The sequence below is a fragment of the Pseudomonas sp. DG56-2 genome (assembly GCF_004803755.1).
Taxonomy (GTDB): Bacteria; Pseudomonadota; Gammaproteobacteria; order Pseudomonadales; family Pseudomonadaceae; genus Aquipseudomonas; species Aquipseudomonas auratipiscis.
The window spans coordinates 1,262,542-1,282,360 of the sequence record NZ_CP032311.1 but is presented as its reverse complement, the minus strand read 5'-3'; the positions used below and the strand labels follow the sequence as shown (position 1 = coordinate 1,282,360).

Genomic DNA, 19,819 nt, shown 5'->3' with positions numbered 1-19,819 from the left:
TACAGTGGGGCGACAGCTTGTGACGACAAAGCGACAGGAACTGTCGAGAGCGCGACGGACGGTCGCAGCTCAAGACTTGGCTGAAGGTTTGCCAGGGTCAATTTGTGCTGCCGGGTTGACGCGAGGCTCAGCGGCTTTTTCGGCAGCGGTCTCAACCGCTGTCACGCGATCGAGCTGAATGTTCACCCGGCGATTGCGCGCACGGTTGGCAGCTGAATTGTTGGCCGCCAGCGGATAGCGCTCACCATGAAAGCGTACCCTGATCTGGTCTTCAGCGATGCCATGCGCCTTGAAATATTCCATCACTGCCAGGGCGCGGCGCCGGGACAGGTCGCGGTTGGTCAGACGGTTGCCACTGTTATCGGAGTGCCCATCGATTTCGATCCGGTTGACCGTAGGGTCGGCCTTGAGGAACGCCAGGATAATGTCCAGGCGTGCTTTGGCACTGGCATCCAGTTCAATACCGCCCCCGGGAAAACCTACCCGTGCCTGACGAACCTGGTCATAGTTCATCGGTAACAGCTTGGCTGTACAAAGCTGGTAGTCACCGTACGCCTTGCTGAATTTCACCGGCAACAAGCGGACCTCCATCGCCCGTCCGGCTTCGCCTGCATGGTTGCGAACCACGGTGCTGCGTCCGTCGAGCAGACCGTTGATCAGACGGCTGGCCTGGCCCTGGGTACTGGTAAACAGCACGCCGCTGCGCGCCATGCGTACCGATCCCAGGTTGATATCGCCGCGCCCCGGCTGCCACGGCGCCGCAGCAGCGAGCAACGCAGCTGAGCCGCTACCCAATACATTGCTGCTTGAGCGCAATTGAAAAGTGGCTTGCTCACCGGCACGGCGCACGAACTCACCGCTGCCGAAATCGGCAACCGGTTGTACCAGACGGCATTCGAACTGATCACCTTCGACCTTCCACTCAATATTCTCCAGACGAGTCTGGAAAGTGAGTGCCGTCGCAGGCAAGCAGGCAAACACACTGAGCAGGGCTAGATAACGCTGGCGCACGGGCGGCTCCACAGATTTTCACGGTCTACCCGCAGGCTATCGGTCAAGCGCGGCAAAACTTGATAGCGAGTGCTCACCCCCCGCTTTTCCGGTAGCATTCACCCTGAGTACGACCCGCCTGGAATCCCCAATGTCCGACCGCCTGACCCTCCTGCGTCCCGATGACTGGCACATCCATCTTCGCGATGGTGCTGTGCTGCCCCACACCGTTGGCGATGTTGCGCGCACCTTTGCTCGCGCAATCATCATGCCCAACCTGGTCCCGCCAGTGCGCGATGCTGCCGAAGCCGGCGCCTATCGTGAGCGCATTCTGGCCGCTCGCCCGGCCGGTAGCAGCTTTGAACCGCTGATGGTGCTGTACCTGACCGATCGCACCCAACCCGAGGAAGTCCGCGCAGCCAAGGCCACCGGTTTCGTGCATGCGGCCAAGCTCTACCCGGCTGGCGCCACGACCAACTCCGATTCTGGTGTCACCAGCATCGACAACATCTTCCCCGTACTCGAAGCCATGGCCGAAGTCGGCATGCCGCTGCTGGTACACGGTGAAGTAACGCGTAGCGAGATCGATGTGTTCGACCGCGAGAAGCTGTTCATCGACGAGCATCTGCGTCGCGTCGTCGAGCGCTTCCCGACCCTGAAAGTGGTGTTCGAACACATTACTACCCGTGAAGCTGTGCAGTTCGTCAACGAGGCCCCGGCCAACGTCGGCGCGACGATCACCGCCCAGCACCTACTGTATAACCGCAACCACATGCTGGTTGGCGGGATTCGGCCGCACTTCTACTGCCTGCCGATCCTCAAGCGCAACACCCATCAGGTGGCCTTGCTGGACGCAGCTACCAGCGGCAGCAGCAAATTCTTCCTCGGCACCGATTCGGCACCCCACGCCCGTCACGCCAAGGAAGCTGCCTGCGGCTGTGCCGGCTGCTACACCGCCTATGCGGCGATCGAGATGTACGCCGAAGCGTTCGAACAACGCAATGCGCTGGACAAACTCGAAGGTTTTGCCAGCAAACACGGCCCTGACTTCTATGGCCTGGCGCGCAATACCGACACCATTACTCTGGTCCGCGAAAGCTGGACCGCCCCAAGCAGCTTGCCGTTCGGCGAGCAGACTGTTATCCCGCTGCGCGCCGGTGAGCAACTGCGCTGGCGCCTGCTGGAGGAAACTGCGTGAGTGAAGATCTGTACGACGACCAGGACGGTCCAATCGGTGGCCCTCGCCACCCAATGGCAGAACGCTTTCGCGGCTACCTGCCTGTAGTAGTGGACGTGGAAACCGGTGGCTTCAATTGCGCCACCGATGCCCTGCTGGAAATCGCAGCGGTGACCATCGGCATGGATGAAAAAGGCTTCCTGTTCCCGGAACACACCTATTTCTTCCGTGTCGAGCCTTTCGAAGGCGCCAACATTGAACAGGCGGCGCTGGAGTTCACCGGTATCAAGCTAGATCACCCACTGCGCATGGCTGTGGGCGAGGAGTCGGCCCTGACCGATATCTTCCGCGGCGTACGCAAGGCACTGAAGGCCAATGGCTGCAAACGGGCAATCCTGGTTGGCCACAACAGCAGCTTCGACCTTGGTTTCCTCAACGCAGCCGTTGCGCGCAACGACATGAAACGCAACCCGTTTCATCCGTTCTCCAGCTTCGACACTGCAACCCTCGCTGGCCTTGCCTATGGTCAGACAGTGCTGGCCCGCGCCTGCCAGAGTGCCGACATCGACTTTGACGGTCGTGAAGCCCACTCAGCTCGTTACGACACCGAAAAAACCGCCGAACTGTTCTGCGGTATCGTCAACCGCTGGAAAGAAATGGGCGGCTGGCACGACTTCAACGACTGATGCCCGCGTCTGCAGGCCATAAAAAAACCGGCCATATAGGCCGGTTTTTTTGTGGCTCGCTTTTACAGCTTGCCGGCGTTTTCGCTCAGGTAAGCAGCAACGCCTTCTGGCGATGCGGTCATGCCTTTGTCGCCTTTTTTCCAGTTTGCCGGGCAAACTTCGCCGTGCTCTTCGTGGAATTGCAGAGCATCGACCAGACGCAGCAGCTCGTCCATGTTACGACCCAGTGGCAGGTCGTTGATGATCTGCGAACGAACTACGCCTTTGTCGTCGATCAGGAACGCGCCACGGAAGGCTACGCCGCCTTCGGATTCAACGTCATAGGCCTTGGCGATGTCGTGCTTCATGTCAGCAGCCATGATGTATTGCACCTGACCAATGCCGCCGGCATTGATCGGGGTGTTACGCCAGGCGTTGTGTGTGAAGTGCGAGTCGATCGAAACGGCGATCACTTCAACATTGCGGTCACGGAAATCAGCCATGCGATGATCCAGAGCGATCAGCTCGGACGGGCAGACGAAGGTGAAGTCCAGAGGGTAGAAGAACACCAGGCCGTACTTGCCCTTGATGGCCGAGGCCAGGTTGAAGCTGTCGACGATTTCGCCATTGCCCAGAACGGCTGGAACGGTGAAGTCCGGGGCAGTTTTGCCAACGAGTACGCTCATTAGATATCTCCTGATGGTTTGAAACACGCTGTGCAAGCCGGCATTAGCCAGCTGACAGTGCAAAGGCCGGCCATGATACACCGCCTTGCGCTACGCGCCGAATTTCAAGCAGCGATCTCCTCCCACCGTGCCATTGGTCGCTCTTGCTCACGGATCGGCGAATTGTGCTTTGACAAGCATTCTCATTAACATTAAGCTTCTTCGCATTGAGCCTTTACCAGTGATGGTCTGCCCTATGTATGTGTGTCTTTGTGTTGGTGTAACCGACGGACAGATCCGCGATGCGATCTATGAAGGATGCTGCAGCTACAAGGAAGTCCGAAATGCCACTAACGTGGCCAGCCAGTGCGGCAAATGTGCGTGCCTGGCCAAGCAGGTTGTGCGTGAAACCCTGACTGATTTGCAATTGAGCCAGGCTGCACTGCCCTACCCTGTAGAATTTACTGCAGCGTAAAACACCCTATTCCAAGAACCGGACCTAGTGTCCGGTTTTTTTATGCCTGTAATTCAATAAGTTAGGCTTAAAACGCGGAACACAAACATTCTTATTCCGATTAATTTTTATTTATTATTCAATAACTTAGGTTTGACAGTCGTAGTTACCGGGCTCAAACTCTTGCTTATAGGCACACTTATAGGGCGGGACCCCATCATGAAAGGCGACGTTAGCGTCATCCAGCATCTCAACAAGATCCTCGGAAACGAGCTGGTCGCAATCAACCAATATTTCCTGCATGCGCGTATGTACGAAGACTGGGGTCTGGAAAAGCTCGGCAAGCACGAGTACAAGGAATCCATCGACGAAATGAAACACGCTGACAAACTGATCAAGCGTATTTTGTTTTTGGAAGGCATCCCCAACGTTCAGGACCTGGGCAAGCTGTTGATCGGCGAGCACACCAAGGAAATGCTTGAGTGCGACCTGAAGATCGAGCAAAAAGGCCTGATCGACCTCAAGGCAGCTATCGCTCATTGTGAAACGGTCGGTGACTTCGGTAGCCGTGAGATGCTCGAAGACATCCTCGAATCTGAAGAAGAGCACATCGACTGGCTGGAAACCCAACTGAGCCTGATCGACAAAGTCGGTCTGGAAAACTACCTGCAGTCGCAGATGGGCGAATAACCTCTTTGTTTCAGGCCCAACAAAAAGCCCCGCATTGCGGGGCTTTTTGTTGCGCGAAGACCTGACTCAGGCCTTGGCAGCCTCAGCCTTGGCTGCAGCATCCTTGATCAGGGTCTGCAGTTCGCCGTTGGCAAACATTTCAGCCATGATGTCGGAGCCGCCAACCAGCTCACCGCCAACCCACAATTGTGGGAAGGTCGGCCAGTTGGCGTATTTTGGCAGGTTGGCGCGAATTTCCGGATTCTGCAGGATATCCACGTAAGCGAACTTCTCACCGCAACCCATCACGGCTTGTGCGGCCTTGGCCGAAAAGCCGCACTGCGGGGCATTCGGCGAGCCTTTCATGTAAAGCAGGATGGTGTTGTTAGCAATCTGCTCTTTGATTGTTTCAATGATATCCATGAAGCACCTCGCGGCTGAACTTTCCGACCTGGTTGTCGGCACGGTGTCGCATTGTATCGGAAAGCCGAGCGCGACGCTCGGCTCACCGACATCAGGCGGCAACCACCTGCACAGGCACACCATTGAGCGCCGCATTGCCCGACACCGCATCGTATTGATGCTCATCAGTCAGGTCGTTGGCGCTGGCGCCAGGCTGGCCCTGGGCAACGTCCATTCGCACCCCCGGACGAGCATGACCAAAGCCATGGGGCAGACTGGCCACCCCCGGCATCATGTCACAGCTGGCCTGCACCTCGACTTCCACTTCCCCGACCCGCGAGCTGATGCGCACCCGCTGGCCATCCTGTAACTGGCGGCTGGCGAGATCATCCGGGTGCATCAGCAACTGATGGCGCGGCTTGCCTTTTACCAAGCGATGGAAGTTGTGCATCCAGGAGTTGTTACTGCGTACATGGCGACGACCAATCAACAGCAGTTGACCTGGAGCCAACGGCTGTTGCCGGGCTAAGCGCTGCAAATCCTGCAGAATTACCTCGGGTGCCGCCTGCAGCCGTTGGTTAGCAGTCTTCAAGCGCAAGCCAAGGTTGGGTTGTAACGGCCCCAGGTCGACTCCGTGCGGATGCTGCTCCAGGCCCTGCAGCGACAACTTGAACGCGGATGCATCGCCATAGCGACCCTGGCGCAAACCAATATCGATCATTTGCGCCGGAGACACGGTCGGCTTCAGCGGCTTATCACTGATAGCAGAGAAGGCCTTGGCCAGGCCGACGAAGATCTCCCAGTCATGCAAGGCGCCCTCCGGTTTAGGCAGGACGGCCCGATTGAAACGACTGACGTTGCGAACCGCCAGCAAGTTGAAGGTGGCATCGTAATGATCGTTCTCCAACGCTGAAGTCGAGGGCAGGATCAAATCGGCGTAGCGCGTGGTCTCGTTGATGTACAGGTCGATACTGAGCATGAACTCGAGGCCATCCAATGCCCGCTCCAGCTGTCGGCCATTGGGCGTAGACAGCACCGGATTGCCAGCCACTGTCACCAGCGCCCTGACCTGCCCTTCGCCTTCGACCAGCATCTCTTCAGCCAACGCCGCCACCGGCAGCTCCCCGGCGTACTCGGGCAATCCCGAGACGCGGCTTTGCCAGACGTTGAAATGCCCACCCGAAGTCGTCGCCACCAGATCCACCGCAGGTTCGGTACACAGTGCACCTCCGACCCGGTCGAGGTTGCCGCTGACCAGGTTGATCAATTGCACCAGCCAATGGCACAAGGTTCCGAAGGACTGGGTAGATACCCCCATGCGCCCATAACAGACCGCTTTATCCGCGGCAGCAAAGTCGCGCGCCAACTGCCGAATCACCTGGGCATCGACACCGCACAAGGGGCTCATGGCCTCAGCATTGAAGGGCGCCAACGCCGCCTCTACCGTTTCCAGGCCATCCACCGGCAATGCCGAGGCGCGGGTCAGCCCTTCAGCAAACAATGTGTTGAGCAGGCCGCTGAGCAACGCGGCATCACCGCCCGGACGGATGAACAGATGCTGATCGGCAATGGCGGCCGTTTCGCTGCGCCGCGGATCGACCACCACCAGCTTGCCGCCACGGGCCTGAATAGCCTTGAGGCGCTTCTCGACGTCCGGTACGGTCATGATGCTGCCATTGGATGCCAGCGGGTTGCCACCCAGGATTAGCATGAACTCTGTGTTGTCGATGTCAGGAATGGGCAGCAGCAAGCCGTGGCCATACATCAGATAGCTGGTGAGGTGTTGTGGCAACTGGTCCACTGAGGTGGCGGAAAAGCGATTGCGGGTCTTGAGCTGGCCGAGGAAGTAATTGCTATGAGTCATCAAGCCATAGTTGTGCACGCTCGGGTTGCCTTGATAGACCGCCACCGCATTCTGACCATGTGCCTGTTGGACCGCCCAAAGCCTGCTTGCGGCCAGCTCGAAGGCCTCTTCCCAACTGATTGCCTGCCAACTGTCACCCACTCGCTTATGGGGCGCACGCAGTCGGTCCGGATCGTTCTGGATGTCCTGCAGGGCCACCGCCTTGGGGCAGATGTGGCCGCGGCTGAAGCGGTCCTGATGATCACCCTTGATCGAAGTGATGCGCGGGGCGGCATCGGGCTCATGGGTGACTTCCACGGTCAAGCCGCAGATGGCTTCACACAGATGACAGGCACGGTGATGCAAGGTCTTGTTCATGGCCACCTCTTGCTCGGGGGTCTGGGATGAAGATGACTATGAGCCCGGCCTTGCCTGCGCACCAGTGAGGTTTGTCGCGTGAATCTTCGCCCATCAGGCGCAGCGATTCGCCCCGCAGCCAGCAAGCGAGTTTGCCAAGGCGCTGGCAGGCAGTGTAAAACCCTGTGTAACGTATAAAAAAAGCTTCTATCCAATGGGTTACGACACTACCTAAGACATCGGTGACGAAACCCCCTCTTGGTATGGCGCGACATTTAATTATAGTATTGCGTCTTCCCCTAATTCGTCGCCCCGTGCGGCTTTCGCCGCAGGTCACTTCCGTTGTTTCAGAAAACCGGTATGACTGATCTGCGGTCTGTTGCAAAAAGGTAGTCAAAAATGAGCGCTAGGCACTTTCTCTCCCTGATGGATTTCACACCCGAAGAACTGCTCAGTGTGATCCGTCGAGGTATCGAGCTGAAGGACCTGCGTAACCGCGGCGTACTGTTCGAACCGTTGAAAAACCGCGTACTGGGAATGATCTTCGAAAAGTCCTCGACCCGTACTCGCCTGTCGTTCGAAGCCGGTATGATCCAGCTCGGCGGCCAGGCCATCTTCCTGTCGCCACGGGACACCCAACTGGGCCGTGGTGAACCGATCGGCGACTGCGCCATCGTCATGTCGCGCATGTTGGATGCGGTGATGATCCGCACCTTCGCCCATAGCACCCTGACCGAATTTGCGGCAAATTCCCGCGTTCCGGTCATCAACGGTCTGTCCGACGATTTGCACCCATGCCAGTTGCTGGCCGACATGCAAACCTTCCTCGAGCACCGTGGCTCGATCCAGGGCAAAACAGTGGCCTGGATCGGTGATGGCAACAACATGTGCAACAGCTATATAGAAGCGGCCATCCAGTTCGACTTCCAGCTGCGCATCGCCTGCCCGGCCGAGTTCGAACCCAATCCGCAGTTCCTGGCCCAGGCCGGTGGCCGCGTACAGATCTTCCGCGAACCGAAGGAAGCCGTACAGGGTGCCCATCTGGTGAGCACCGATGTCTGGACTTCCATGGGGCAGGAGGAGGAAACTGCACGCCGTCTGGCTTTGTTCGCGCCTTACCAGGTAACTCGCGAACTGCTCGACCTGGCAGCACCCGATGCCCTGTTCATGCACTGCTTGCCCGCCCACCGTGGCGAGGAAATCAGTATGGACCTGCTCGACGACCCCCGTTCGGTCGCCTGGGACCAGGCTGAAAACCGCTTGCATGCACAGAAGGCGCTTCTCGAATTTCTTGTTGAACCGGCCTATCACCACGCATGAGTCAACCTTTACTGCTTAACCTGCGCGAGCTCGCCTGTGGCTATGGCGAGCAGCGCATCGTCCAGAACCTCAACCTGCACCTGAATGCCGGCGACATTGGTTGCCTGCTGGGCTCCTCAGGCTGCGGCAAGACCACTACCCTGCGCGCCATCGCCGGTTTCGAACCGGTACACGAAGGTGAAATCCAGTTGGGTGGCGAGGTTATCTCCAAAGCCGGTTTTACCCTGGCACCGGAGAAACGCCGAATAGGCATGGTGTTTCAGGACTACGCGCTATTTCCACACCTGACCGTCGCCGAGAACATCGCCTTCGGTATTGCCAAGCATCCGCAACAGCGCCAGGTGATTGAAGAAATGCTCGAGCTGGTCAAGCTCGGCGGCCTTGGCAAACGCTATCCTCACGAGCTTTCCGGGGGCCAGCAGCAACGGGTTGCCCTTGCCCGCGCACTGGCACCCGAGCCACAACTGCTGCTGCTCGACGAGCCGTTCTCCAACCTCGATGTGGAGCTGCGCCGCCGCCTCAGCCATGAAGTTCGCGAGATTCTCAAAAGCCGTGGCACCAGCGCAATTCTGGTAACTCACGATCAGGAAGAAGCGTTCGCCGTGAGCGATCATGTCGGCGTCTTCAAGGAAGGCCGCCTGGAGCAGTGGGACACGCCATACAACCTCTACCACGAACCGTTGACCCCATTCGTCGCCAGCTTCATTGGCCAGGGCTATTTCATTCGTGGCCAGTTGACCAGTCCGGAATCGGTGCATACCGAGCTCGGTGAACTGCATGGCAACCGCGCCTACAACCTGACACCGGGAAGTGCCGTGGACGTGCTGTTGCGCCCCGACGACATCATTCACGCCCCGCATAGCGAGCTGAAGGCGCTGATCGTTGGCAAAAGCTTCCTCGGCGCATCCACCCTGTATCGACTGCAACTGCCCACCGGCAGCCAACTCGAAGCAATCTTCCCGAGCCACAACGATCATCAGGTTGGTAGCGATGTGGGAATTGAAGTGGCAGCGGACCACTTGGTGGTGTTTGCCGTGCCGGGCAGTGTCGCAGCGCAACTGCCGGCACTCGAGAACGGTGTTCGCCGCTATAGCTCGGCGGTTTGATCGACGACCTCATCGCGGGGCAAGCCCCGCGATGTTGTTAGAGCATCAAGGTTCCACTGGCCACACGCCTTGCGTGCCCGCCAATCTTCACACGATCCCCTTCCAAGCGACAGAACAAGGCCCCGCCCCGGCTCGAACACTGAAACGCTCGTAGCTCGGTCTTGCCCAGTCGATTCGCCCAGTACGGCGTCAAGCTACAGTGCGTCGAGCCCGTTACCGGGTCCTCGGGGATGCCTATTCCCGGGGCAAAGTAACGCGAAACAAAATCGTGGTCGATGCCCGGCGCCGTGACAATCACCCCGAGCCCCGGGAGTTGTGCCAAAGCGGCCATGTCCGGGGTGCAGGCCCGCAACACTTGCTCAGACTCGACCACCACCAACAGCTCCGCAGTTTTCCATACTTCCAACACTGGGCACCCCAGCGCCTCGGCCACCGGCACATTCTCGACCAATGGCTGCGGATCGCTACGTGGGAAATCCAGCAGCAGGCGCTCGCCCTCACGGGTGACACCCAAGGGGCCGGATCGGCTTTGAAACTGCAGCCGCTCACTGGGTTCTTTATAGACGTCGAACAACACATGGGCACTGGCCAAGGTTGCATGACCGCACAACGGCACTTCAGTGGTGGGCGTAAACCAGCGAATCTGCCAGCCTTCGGCGCGGGGAACGACGAACGCTGTCTCGGCCAGGTTATGTTCGGCGGCGATCTGCTGCATCAGCTCATCGGTGAGCCAGCTATCAAGGCGATAGACCATGGCCGGGTTACCAGCGAAGGGACGGTCGCTGAAAGCATCGACCTGATGGAATTCAAGCTGCATGGAACGACTCTCTCTGTGTGGCGGGCCGCAGAGCATGCCCTGTCGGTGCTGGCGGCCGACAGAGACAGAATCGTCCGATTTCGAGCATACAGATTTCAGCCGCGGGCAACGGCCGCGAATTTTGCCTGAGTGTGCTCGGCTAGCACCGCAGCCGCCAACTCCACCTCCAGGCCTCGGCGCCCGGCACTGACGAAAATTGTTTCAAAGGATTGAGCCGATTCGTCGATGAACGTGCGCAATCGCTTCTTTTGCCCCAGCGGGCTGATGCCACCGAGCAGGTAGCCTGTGGAACGTTGAGCGGCCGCGGGATCAGCCATTTCGCACTTCTTGACGCCCGCCGCATGCGCCAGGCCCTTCAGATCCAGACTACCGACGACGGGGACAACGGCCACCAACAACTCCCCCTTTTCACTGCTCGCCAACAAGGTCTTGAACACTCGTACCGGCTCAAGACTCAGCTTCTCGGCTGCTTCAAGGCCGTAGGACGCTGCTTTGGGATCGTGTTCATAGCTGTGGATTGTGTGTTCGGCACGAACTTTTTTCAGCAGATCCAGAGCGGGGGTCATGCGCGACTCCAAACAAATAGTTGAGTACTTTTCCGCCAGCTACTTTAGGGCAAAACCTGCGCATCATCCAACGCCCCTTAATGTCGCCAATAGTCAGATTATGAACGACGGTTCACTTTCGACCTTTGACATAAGCGTTTCTTGTCTATATTTTTTCGATTCTGAATATAGCTATGCCCCGATAAGGTGCATTTCCTGCCGCTGCCTGACTGAAATGGGGATTTCTGTCGGGTTTTTGTCGAGCGCTCACAGCGCCTCACAACAACAAGAACCGAGGTAACGAATGACGACTGCTCAGCGACAACCAACACTTTCAAGTCAGTGCATGGCCGAATTCCTCGGCACCGCGCTGCTGATCTTCTTCGGCACCGGCTGCGTCGCCGCGCTCAAGGTCGCGGGCGCCAGTTTCGGGTTATGGGAAATAAGCATCATCTGGGGCGTCGGCGTAAGCATGGCGATCTACCTGACTGCCGGGGTTTCCGGCGCGCATTTGAACCCTGCGGTGAGTATTGCCCTGTGGCTGTTCGCAGGCTTCGAAAAGCACAAGCTGCCCTTCTACATCATTGCCCAGATCGCCGGCGCCTTTTGTGGCGCCGCGTTGGTTTACACGCTCTACAGCAATCTTTTCTTCGATTTCGAACAAGCGCATCAAATGATCCGTGGCAGCCAAGCCAGCTTGGAACTTGCCTCGGTATTCTCGACCTACCCACACCCGTCACTGTCCACGACTCAAGCCTTTCTGGTCGAAATGATCATTACCGCGGTGTTGATGGCAGTGATCATGGCCCTGACCGACGACAACAACGGCCTGCCACGAGGCGCCCTGGCGCCACTGTTGATCGGACTGCTGATTGCCGTGATCGGCAGCGCAATGGGTCCCCTGACCGGTTTTGCCATGAACCCTGCTCGTGACCTTGGGCCCAAACTGATGGCATTCCTCGCTGGATGGGGCGAAATCGCCTTTACTGGCGGTCGTGACATTCCCTATTTCCTGATTCCGATTTTTGCGCCGATCATAGGAGCGATCCTTGGAGCCGCCCTGTATCGCGGCGTCATCGCCCGTAACCTACCGGTTGCCGAGAGCGACAACGCCCAGACCGACGCCAACCCTCAGGGCAAGACCCAGGCATCTTGATGCCGGATCGGCGAGCCCGGCTCGCGCTGCTCTGATAACCACCCTATTGAGTGCAAGGCCACCGACATGACAGACACCCACAACAAGAACTACATCATTGCCCTGGACCAGGGCACGACGAGTTCCCGGGCCATCATTTTCGACCGCGATGCCAACGTGGTAGGCACCTCGCAGCGTGAGTTCGCACAGCATTACCCGCAAGCCGGCTGGGTCGAGCACGACCCCATGGAAATTTTCGCCACGCAGAGCGCGACCATGGTCGAAGCGCTGGCCCAGGCTGGCCTGAGCCATGACCAGGTAGCCGCCATCGGCATCACCAACCAGCGTGAAACCACCGTGGTGTGGGACAAGGAAACCGGTCGGCCGGTGTACAACGCCATTGTCTGGCAATGCCGTCGCAGTACCGAGATCTGCGAACAGCTCAAGCGTGACGGGCTGCAGGAATACATCCGGGAAACCACTGGTCTGGTCACCGACCCGTACTTCTCCGGCACCAAGCTCAAGTGGATACTCGATAACGTCGAAGGCGCCCGCGAGCGCGCCGAGCGTGGCGAGCTGTTGTTCGGCACGGTCGACAGCTGGCTGATCTGGAAATTCTCCGGCGGCAAAGTGCATGTCACTGACTACACCAATGCCTCGCGCACCATGCTCTTCAACATCCATACCCTGCAATGGGATGAGAAGATGCTCGAAGTGCTGAACATCCCTCGGCAGATGCTTCCGCAAGTTTGCAGCTCGTCGGAAGTTTATGGCCGCACCAAGAGCGGCATTGCGATTGCCGGTATTGCGGGCGATCAGCAAGCGGCGTTGTTTGGACAAATGTGCGTGGAACCCGGCCAGGCCAAGAATACCTATGGCACCGGCTGCTTCCTGCTGATGAACACAGGCGACAAGGCGGTAAAATCCTCCCACGGCCTGCTGACTACCATCGCTTGCGGTCCACGTGGCGAAGTGGCCTACGCACTTGAAGGCGCTGTGTTCAACGGCGGTTCCACTGTGCAGTGGTTGCGTGACGAGCTGAAGATCGTCAATGACGCCCATGACACCGAATACTTTGCCAGCAAGGTCAAAGACAGCAACGGCGTCTATCTGGTGCCCGCCTTCACTGGCCTGGGCGCGCCCTACTGGGACCCTTACGCCCGTGGCGCATTGTTCGGCCTGACCCGCGGCGTGAAAGTCGATCACATCATCCGTGCCGCGCTGGAATCGATCGCCTACCAGACCCGCGACGTTCTCGATGCCATGCAGCAAGACTGCGGCGAGCGCCTGAGCGAACTGCGTGTGGACGGCGGTGCAGTGGCCAACAACTTCCTCATGCAGTTCCAGGCCGACATTCTCGGCACCTGCGTCGAACGTCCGCAAATGCGTGAAACCACAGCCCTGGGCGCTGCCTACCTGGCCGGTCTGGCCTGCGGATTCTGGAGCAGCCTGGATGAGCTACGCGGCAAAGCGATCATCGAGCGCGAGTTCAGCCCACAGCTGGATGAAGCGCAGAAAGAAAATCTGTATGCCGGTTGGCTCAAAGCTGTAGATCGTACCCGTGACTGGGAACCGCATGAGGAATAGCCGCTAGCTGCAAGCTGGAGCTACAAGCTGCAAGGGCAAGCTGATCATCTTGTGGCTTGCAGCTTGTAGCTTGAGCTGCTTTCATGGCGCAATTTGCCCGGCAGCCGCAAAGGACCGCCCATGAACCTCCCTCCACGCCAACAACAAATCCTCGAACTGGTCCGCGAGCGCGGCTATGTCAGTATCGAGGAAATGGCGCAGTTGTTTGTCGTTACCCCGCAAACCATCCGCCGTGATATCAACCAACTCGCCGAAGTGAATCTGCTGCGCCGTTACCACGGGGGCGCCGCTTACGACTCGAGCATCGAGAACACCGCTTACGCCATGCGCGCAGACCAGATGCGCGACGAAAAGCAGCGAATTGCCGAAGCTATCGCGGCCCAGATTCCTGACCACGCCTCATTGTTCATCAATATCGGCACGACGACCGAGTCGATCGCCCGTGCCCTGCTCAATCACAACCATCTGAAAATCATCACCAACAACCTGCACGTCGCCTCCATCCTCAGTGCCAAGGATGACTTCGAGGTGCTTCTGGCAGGTGGCAATGTCCGCCGTGACGGCGGCGTGGTTGGCCAGGCCAGTGTCGACTTCATCAATCAGTTCAAGGTCGACTTCGCTCTGGTAGGTATCAGTGGGATCGACGAGGACGGCAGCCTGCTGGATTTCGATTATCAGGAAGTACGGGTTTCCCAAGCGATCATTGCCAACGCCCGCCAGGTCATCCTCGCGGCCGACTCAAGCAAGTTCGGCCGCAACGCCATGGTGCGTTTGGGATCGATCAGCCTGATCGATTGCCTGGTCACCGATCACGCCCCTGTTCCAGCCCTCACCCAACTGCTCAACCAGCACAAGATCCGTCTGGAAGTGGTCTGAAAGCGCAGCTGCCACCGCTTGGGTGGCAGCGCACATGTTCGTAAATTTTCATTTATCTGTAATCTGATCAGTATTTTCTATTGAAAGCGACTGGCATGCGGCATTTCGTTGCGCTACTATTTTCGAAAATGAACATTGATGTTCAGAATCGATACTAGAGTTCTTGAGGAAGCCGCCCGTGCCGCAATCCAGCTTGTCATCGCCCCCCCTTGCCGACATCTATGACCTCGCCGTAATTGGCGGCGGCATCAACGGCGTCGGCATTGCCGCCGACGCGGCCGGGCGCGGGCTGTCGGTTTTTCTCTGCGAGAAAGACGACCTGGCAAGCCATACCTCGTCGGCCAGCAGCAAGCTGATTCACGGCGGCTTGCGTTATCTGGAACACTACGAGTTTCGCTTGGTGCGTGAAGCGCTGGCCGAGCGTGAGGTACTGCTGGCCAAAGCCCCGCATATCGTCAAGCCGATGCGCTTTGTGCTCCCGCATCGCCCGCACTTGCGACCCGCATGGATGATTCGTGCTGGCTTGTTCCTGTACGACAACCTGGGTAAACGCAAACAGCTCGGTGCTTCCCGCAGCCTGCGCTTTGGCCCCGGCAACCCGCTCAAGCCGGCAATCACCCGCGGCTTCGAGTACGCCGACTGCGCGGTTGATGACGCGCGACTGGTCGTGCTCAACGCCATGGCAGCCCGTGAAAACGGTGCCGATATCCGCACGCGCACCCGTTGCATCAGCGCTCAACGCGTTGATGGCGTATGGAACGTGGTGCTGGAACACGCCGATGGCAGCCAGAAATCGATTCGCGCCCGCGCGCTGGTCAATGCCGCCGGTCCATGGGTTGCAAAGTTCATTCAGGACGACCTCAAGCTCGACGCGCCTTATGGCATTCGCCTGATTCAAGGCAGCCACCTGATCGTACCGAGACTGTACGAAGGTGAGCACGCCTACATTCTGCAGAACGAAGACCAGCGCATCGTGTTCGCCATCCCGTATTTGGAGCGCTTCACCCTGATTGGCACAACCGATCGCGAATACACCGGTGATCCGGCCGAGGTCACGATTACCGAAGGCGAGACGGACTACCTGCTCAAGGTGGTAAACGAGCATTTCAATCATCAACTCAGCCGTGCAGACATCCTCCACACCTACGCGGGCGTACGTCCGTTGTGCAACGACGAATCCGACAACCCATCAGCTGTGACCCGTGACTACACCCTGGCGCTGTCCTCAAGCACCGGTGAAGCACCTCTGCTTTCGGTGTTTGGCGGCAAGCTGACCACCTACCGCAAGCTGGCTGAATCGGCCATGGGCCAACTCGCGCCTTTCTTCACCCAGATGCGTGGAAGCTGGACCGCCAGCGCCACGCTACCGGGAGGCGAAGACATGACCACCCCGCAAGCCCTCAGCGACGCCATCCTCGCCCGTTGCGGCTGGCTGCCAGCGGAAATCGCCAAGCGCTGGGCGCTCACCTACGGCACGCGGGTCTGGCGCCTGCTCGAAGGGGTTGACGGCCCCGTGGACCTGGGTGAAGCCATCGGCGGCGGCCTGTTCACTCGCGAAGTGGATTACCTGTGCAGTGAAGAATGGGCAGTCAGCGCTGACGATATCTTGTGGCGTCGGAGCAAACTGGGCTTGTTCACCAGCGCAGGGGAGCAACAGGCACTGCGCGATTACTTGCAACGCCTGGAATTGAATCGAGCACGCGCTCAAGCGGCCTGAAGTCAGCAAAGCATCGCGGGGCAAGCCCACTTCCCCTGAGTTCCGGGGGGAGCGGGCTGGCCCCGCGCCTCATTCGGCTTTCCGAACATTGCCACTCAAAGCATTCGGACATCCGGACAAGGCAGCCCGCCCCACGCTCGTCATAAAAGATTAATCCCTCGCTTTTACAGGCCCTTGTGATCGAAATCACGGCTTGGCACGACTCATGCTCTACACTCAGTACCCGAATGCGCAACGCTTCATTGCAGTGTTCGCTGAACGAAAGAGCCCGCCAACGGCTCCATAAAAAAAACAACGTCGAGGAAATTTTGATGCGTATCGTTCCCCACCTGTTGGGCGCAGCTATCACAGCTGCTTTGATCAGCACGCCAGTTGCAGCCGCCGAGCTGACCGGCACCCTGAAAAAAATCAACGACTCGGGCACCATTACTCTGGGGCACCGCGACGCTTCTATCCCGTTCTCTTACATCGCCGACGCATCGGGTAAACCCGTCGGTTACTCCCATGACATTCAGTTGGCTATCGTCGAGGCCCTGAAAAAGGACCTGAACAAGCCGGACTTGAAGGTCAAGTACAACCTCGTCACCTCCCAGACCCGTATTCCACTGGTTCAGAACGGTACCGTTGACGTCGAGTGTGGTTCGACCACCAACAACGTCGAACGCCAGCAGCAAGTGGCGTTCTCGGTCGGTATCTTCGAAGTCGGTACTCGTCTGCTGACCAAGGCCGAAGACGGCAAGCCGGAAAACGCCAAGTACAAGGACTTCCCTGACCTGGCGGGCAAAAACGTGGTAACGACCGCGGGCACCACTTCCGAGCGCATCCTCAAGTCGATGAACGCCGACAAGCAGATGAAAATGAACGTCATCTCGGCCAAGGACCATGGCGAGTCCTTCCAGATGCTCGAGTCTGGCCGCGCCGTTGCTTTCATGATGGATGACGCGCTGCTGGCAGGCGAAATGGCCAAGGCCAAGAATCCAAAGGGCTGGGCAATCGTCGGCACCCCTCAGTCCTATGAAATCTACGGCTGTATGGTTCGCAAAGACGACGCACCGTTCAAGGAAGCCGTCGACAAGGCCATCGTGGCCCTCTACAAGTCGGGCGAGATCAACAAGATCTACGACAAATGGTTCAATCAGCCAGTCCCACCAAAGGGCCTGAATCTGCAGTTCCCGATGAGCGACGAGCTCAAGGCACTGATCGCCAATCCTACCGACAAAGCTGCAGACGAAAAGAAGTCCTGATCCCCAGCTAGTTAGTGTCTAACCTTTCATCCGAGGGTGCCTTGCACCCTCGGATGCTCGAAGGTGCCCGTGAAACAACCGATCTGAGGGGAGATCCCGATGAATTACAACTGGGACTGGGGCGTATTCTTCAAGTCCACTGGCGTGGGCAGCGAGACCTATCTGGACTGGTACATCACCGGTCTGGGCTGGACCATCGCCATTGCCGTCGCCGCCTGGATTATCGCGCTGTCGCTGGGCTCTGTGCTCGGTGTCATGCGTACTGTGCCGAACCGTCTGGTGTCGGGTATCGCCACGTGCTACGTGGAACTGTTTCGTAACGTACCGCTGCTGGTGCAGCTGTTCATCTGGTACTTTCTGGTGCCAGACCTGCTGCCGGAAGGTCTGCAGGAATGGTTCAAGCAAGACCTTAATCCGACCACTTCGGCGCTCATCAGCGTAGTGATCTGCCTGGGCCTGTTCACCGCGGCGCGTGTTTGCGAACAAGTGCGCACCGGTATCCAGGCGCTGCCACGCGGCCAGGAAGCCGCCGCCCGCGCCATGGGTTTCAGGCTGCCGCAGATTTACTGGAACGTACTGCTGCCGCAAGCCTACCGGATCATCATTCCGCCGCTCACCTCAGAATTTCTGAACGTCTTCAAGAACTCCTCGGTGGCCTCGCTGATCGGCCTGATGGAGTTGTTGGCGCAAACCAAACAGACCGCCGAGTTCTCGGCCAACCTGTTTGAAGCCTTCACCCTGGCGACACTGATCTACTTCACCCTGAACATGAGCCTGATGCTGCTGATGCGCATGATCGAGAAGAAGGTCTCGGTACCCGGCTTGATTTCCGTGGGGGGCAAATAATGGACTTCAGTGGAATCATTCCGGCCCTGCCAGGGCTGTGGAACGGCATGGTCATGACCCTGCAACTGATGGTCATGGGCGTGATCGGTGGTATCGCGCTGGGCACCGTTCTGGCCTTGATGCGGCTGTCTTCGAGCAAGCTGCTGGCCAATGTTGCCGGTGCTTACGTCAACTACTTCCGCTCCATCCCATTGCTGTTGGTGATCACCTGGTTCTACCTGGCAGTGCCTTTTGTACTGCGCTGGATCACCGGTGAAGACACGCCAATTGGCGCATTCACCTCCTGCGTCGTGGCATTCATGATGTTCGAGGCAGCGTACTTCTGCGAAATCGTCCGGGCGGGCGTGCAGTCGATCTCCAAAGGTCAAATGGGCGCAGCCCAGGCCTTGGGCATGACCTACGGCCAGACCATGCGCCTGATAATTCTGCCCCAGGCGTTTCGCAAGATGACGCCGCTGCTGCTGCAGCAGAGCATCATCCTGTTCCAGGACACCTCGCTGGTCTACACCGTCGGTTTGGTCGACTTCCTCAACGCGGCACGTGCCAACGGCGACATCATCGGACGCTCCAACGAGTTCCTGGTGTTCGCGGGTGTTGTCTACTTTGTCATCAGCTTCTCCGCTTCCTACCTGGTCAAGCGTCTGCAGAAAAGGATAACCGTATGATCTCCATCAAGAACGTCAACAAATGGTACGGCGACTTCCAGGTTCTGACCGACTGTAATACCGAGGTCAAGAAAGGCGAAGTGGTTGTAGTCTGCGGTCCTTCGGGCTCGGGCAAGTCAACCCTGATCAAATGCGTCAACGCCCTGGAGCCTTTTCAGAAGGGTGACATCGTCGTCGACGGCACCTCGATTGCCGACCCCAAGACCAACCTGCCCAAACTGCGCTCGCGCGTTGGTATGGTGTTCCAGCACTTCGAGCTGTTCCCGCACCTGACCATCACCGAAAACCTGACCATTGCCCAGCGTAAGGTACTGGGTCGCAGCGAAGCGGAAGCAACCAAGAAGGGCCTGGCCCTGCTCGACCGCGTAGGCCTGAGTGCCCACGCTAAAAAGCACCCTGGGCAACTCTCCGGCGGCCAACAGCAACGGGTAGCCATTGCCCGGGCTCTGTCGATGGACCCGATCGTCATGCTGTTCGACGAACCAACGTCGGCACTGGACCCGGAAATGGTCAATGAAGTGCTCGACGTAATGGTCGAGCTGGCTCACGAAGGCATGACCATGATGTGCGTAACCCACGAGATGGGCTTTGCCCGCAAGGTTGCCAATCGGGTGATTTTCATGGACCAGGGCAAGATTATCGAGGACTGCCAGAAGGAAGCCTTCTTTGGCGACCCGACAGCACGCCACGAGCGTACCCAACACTTCCTCAGCAAAATCCTGCAACACTGAGGTGATGG

At 58.4% G+C, this 19,819-nt stretch carries 20 protein-coding genes; 14 read left to right on the top strand and 6 right to left on the bottom strand.

Features of this window, described 5'->3' with window-relative positions; translation table 11 throughout:
• Nucleotides 1-69: 69 nt before the first annotated feature.
• Nucleotides 70-1,011: an OmpA family protein gene (locus tag D3Z90_RS06000; protein ID WP_136474876.1), complete on the bottom strand. Its 942-nt coding sequence runs from the start codon at nt 1,009-1,011 to the stop codon at nt 70-72.
• Between the two features lie 130 nt (nt 1,012-1,141).
• Here D3Z90_RS06000 and pyrC point away from each other — a divergent pair, with 130 nt between their 5' ends.
• Nucleotides 1,142-2,188 (top strand): dihydroorotase, encoded by a 1,047-nt coding sequence (pyrC, locus tag D3Z90_RS05995; protein ID WP_136474875.1) that lies wholly within the window; start codon nt 1,142-1,144, stop codon nt 2,186-2,188.
• The gene (gene rnt / locus D3Z90_RS05990; protein WP_136474874.1) at nt 2,185-2,853 is read left to right on the top strand and encodes a ribonuclease T; all 669 of its coding nucleotides are present in this window, start codon (nt 2,185-2,187) and stop codon (nt 2,851-2,853) included. Before pyrC ends, rnt begins: the two co-directional genes overlap by 4 nt.
• A 62-nt stretch (nt 2,854-2,915) precedes the next feature.
• On the opposite strand, the gene D3Z90_RS05985 is transcribed toward rnt, so the two are convergent.
• Nucleotides 2,916-3,518, bottom strand: a complete 603-nt coding sequence (locus D3Z90_RS05985) for a peroxiredoxin (RefSeq protein WP_136474873.1) — start codon at nt 3,516-3,518, stop codon at nt 2,916-2,918.
• 235 nt (nt 3,519-3,753) lie between these two features.
• Here D3Z90_RS05985 and D3Z90_RS05980 point away from each other — a divergent pair, with 235 nt between their 5' ends.
• Entirely contained in the window at nt 3,754-3,972 is a 219-nt protein-coding gene (locus tag D3Z90_RS05980; RefSeq protein ID WP_136474872.1) for a bacterioferritin-associated ferredoxin, read from the top strand.
• Between the two features lie 198 nt (nt 3,973-4,170).
• Nucleotides 4,171-4,641 carry a bacterioferritin gene (bfr, locus tag D3Z90_RS05975; protein ID WP_116548853.1) on the top strand — a complete coding sequence of 157 codons (471 nt, stop codon included), beginning with the start codon at nt 4,171-4,173 and terminating at the stop codon, nt 4,639-4,641.
• A 66-nt stretch (nt 4,642-4,707) separates the two neighbouring features.
• Here bfr and grxD read toward each other — a convergent pair whose 3' ends face one another.
• Together grxD and D3Z90_RS05965 are read right to left on the bottom strand one after the other, a co-directional pair.
• A complete protein-coding gene (gene grxD, locus D3Z90_RS05970) occupies nt 4,708-5,043 on the bottom strand; it encodes a Grx4 family monothiol glutaredoxin (protein ID WP_038999109.1) in 336 nt (111 codons plus the stop codon).
• Between the two features lie 91 nt (nt 5,044-5,134).
• Nucleotides 5,135-7,243 (bottom strand): molybdopterin oxidoreductase family protein, encoded by a 2,109-nt coding sequence (locus D3Z90_RS05965; RefSeq protein WP_136474871.1) that lies wholly within the window; start codon nt 7,241-7,243, stop codon nt 5,135-5,137.
• Nucleotides 7,244-7,621: 378 nt separating this feature from the next.
• On the opposite strand from D3Z90_RS05965, the gene argF reads away from it, so the two are divergent.
• Nucleotides 7,622-8,542 (top strand): ornithine carbamoyltransferase, encoded by a 921-nt coding sequence (gene argF / locus D3Z90_RS05960; RefSeq protein WP_136474870.1) that lies wholly within the window; start codon nt 7,622-7,624, stop codon nt 8,540-8,542.
• Nucleotides 8,539-9,648 carry an ABC transporter ATP-binding protein gene (locus D3Z90_RS05955; protein ID WP_136474869.1) on the top strand — a complete coding sequence of 370 codons (1,110 nt, stop codon included), beginning with the start codon at nt 8,539-8,541 and terminating at the stop codon, nt 9,646-9,648. Before argF ends, D3Z90_RS05955 begins: the two co-directional genes overlap by 4 nt.
• Before the next feature lie 37 nt (nt 9,649-9,685).
• Here D3Z90_RS05955 and D3Z90_RS05950 read toward each other — a convergent pair whose 3' ends face one another.
• A complete protein-coding gene (locus D3Z90_RS05950) occupies nt 9,686-10,465 on the bottom strand; it encodes a PhzF family phenazine biosynthesis protein (protein WP_136474868.1) in 780 nt (259 codons plus the stop codon).
• Nucleotides 10,466-10,560: 95 nt separating this feature from the next.
• On the bottom strand, nt 10,561-11,031 hold the full coding sequence (ybaK, locus tag D3Z90_RS05945; protein ID WP_136474867.1) for a Cys-tRNA(Pro) deacylase: 471 nt from the start codon (nt 11,029-11,031) through the stop codon (nt 10,561-10,563).
• Nucleotides 11,032-11,314: 283 nt separating this feature from the next.
• Here ybaK and D3Z90_RS05940 point away from each other — a divergent pair, with 283 nt between their 5' ends.
• From D3Z90_RS05940 to D3Z90_RS05905, 8 genes are all read left to right on the top strand, one after another.
• Nucleotides 11,315-12,166, top strand: coding sequence for an MIP/aquaporin family protein (locus tag D3Z90_RS05940; RefSeq protein ID WP_136474866.1), 852 nt, complete (start codon nt 11,315-11,317; stop codon nt 12,164-12,166).
• A 66-nt stretch (nt 12,167-12,232) separates the two neighbouring features.
• The gene (gene glpK, locus D3Z90_RS05935; protein WP_136474865.1) at nt 12,233-13,732 is read left to right on the top strand and encodes a glycerol kinase GlpK; all 1,500 of its coding nucleotides are present in this window, start codon (nt 12,233-12,235) and stop codon (nt 13,730-13,732) included.
• Between the two features lie 120 nt (nt 13,733-13,852).
• Nucleotides 13,853-14,608, top strand: coding sequence for a DeoR/GlpR family transcriptional regulator (locus D3Z90_RS05930; RefSeq protein ID WP_136474864.1), 756 nt, complete (start codon nt 13,853-13,855; stop codon nt 14,606-14,608).
• A gap of 178 nt (nt 14,609-14,786) precedes the next feature.
• A complete protein-coding gene (gene glpD, locus D3Z90_RS05925) occupies nt 14,787-16,325 on the top strand; it encodes a glycerol-3-phosphate dehydrogenase (protein WP_136474863.1) in 1,539 nt (512 codons plus the stop codon).
• 311 nt (nt 16,326-16,636) lie between these two features.
• On the top strand, nt 16,637-17,569 hold the full coding sequence (locus D3Z90_RS05920) for a glutamate/aspartate ABC transporter substrate-binding protein (RefSeq protein WP_136474862.1): 933 nt from the start codon (nt 16,637-16,639) through the stop codon (nt 17,567-17,569).
• Between the two features lie 99 nt (nt 17,570-17,668).
• The gene (locus tag D3Z90_RS05915; protein ID WP_136474861.1) at nt 17,669-18,415 is read left to right on the top strand and encodes an amino acid ABC transporter permease; all 747 of its coding nucleotides are present in this window, start codon (nt 17,669-17,671) and stop codon (nt 18,413-18,415) included.
• Nucleotides 18,412-19,080, top strand: coding sequence for an amino acid ABC transporter permease (locus D3Z90_RS05910; protein ID WP_168198510.1), 669 nt, complete (start codon nt 18,412-18,414; stop codon nt 19,078-19,080). Before D3Z90_RS05915 ends, D3Z90_RS05910 begins: the two co-directional genes overlap by 4 nt.
• Entirely contained in the window at nt 19,077-19,811 is a 735-nt protein-coding gene (locus D3Z90_RS05905) for an amino acid ABC transporter ATP-binding protein (RefSeq protein WP_136474859.1), read from the top strand. The genes D3Z90_RS05910 and D3Z90_RS05905 overlap by 4 nt, the downstream gene beginning before the upstream one ends.
• Nucleotides 19,812-19,819: the final 8 nt, after the last annotated feature.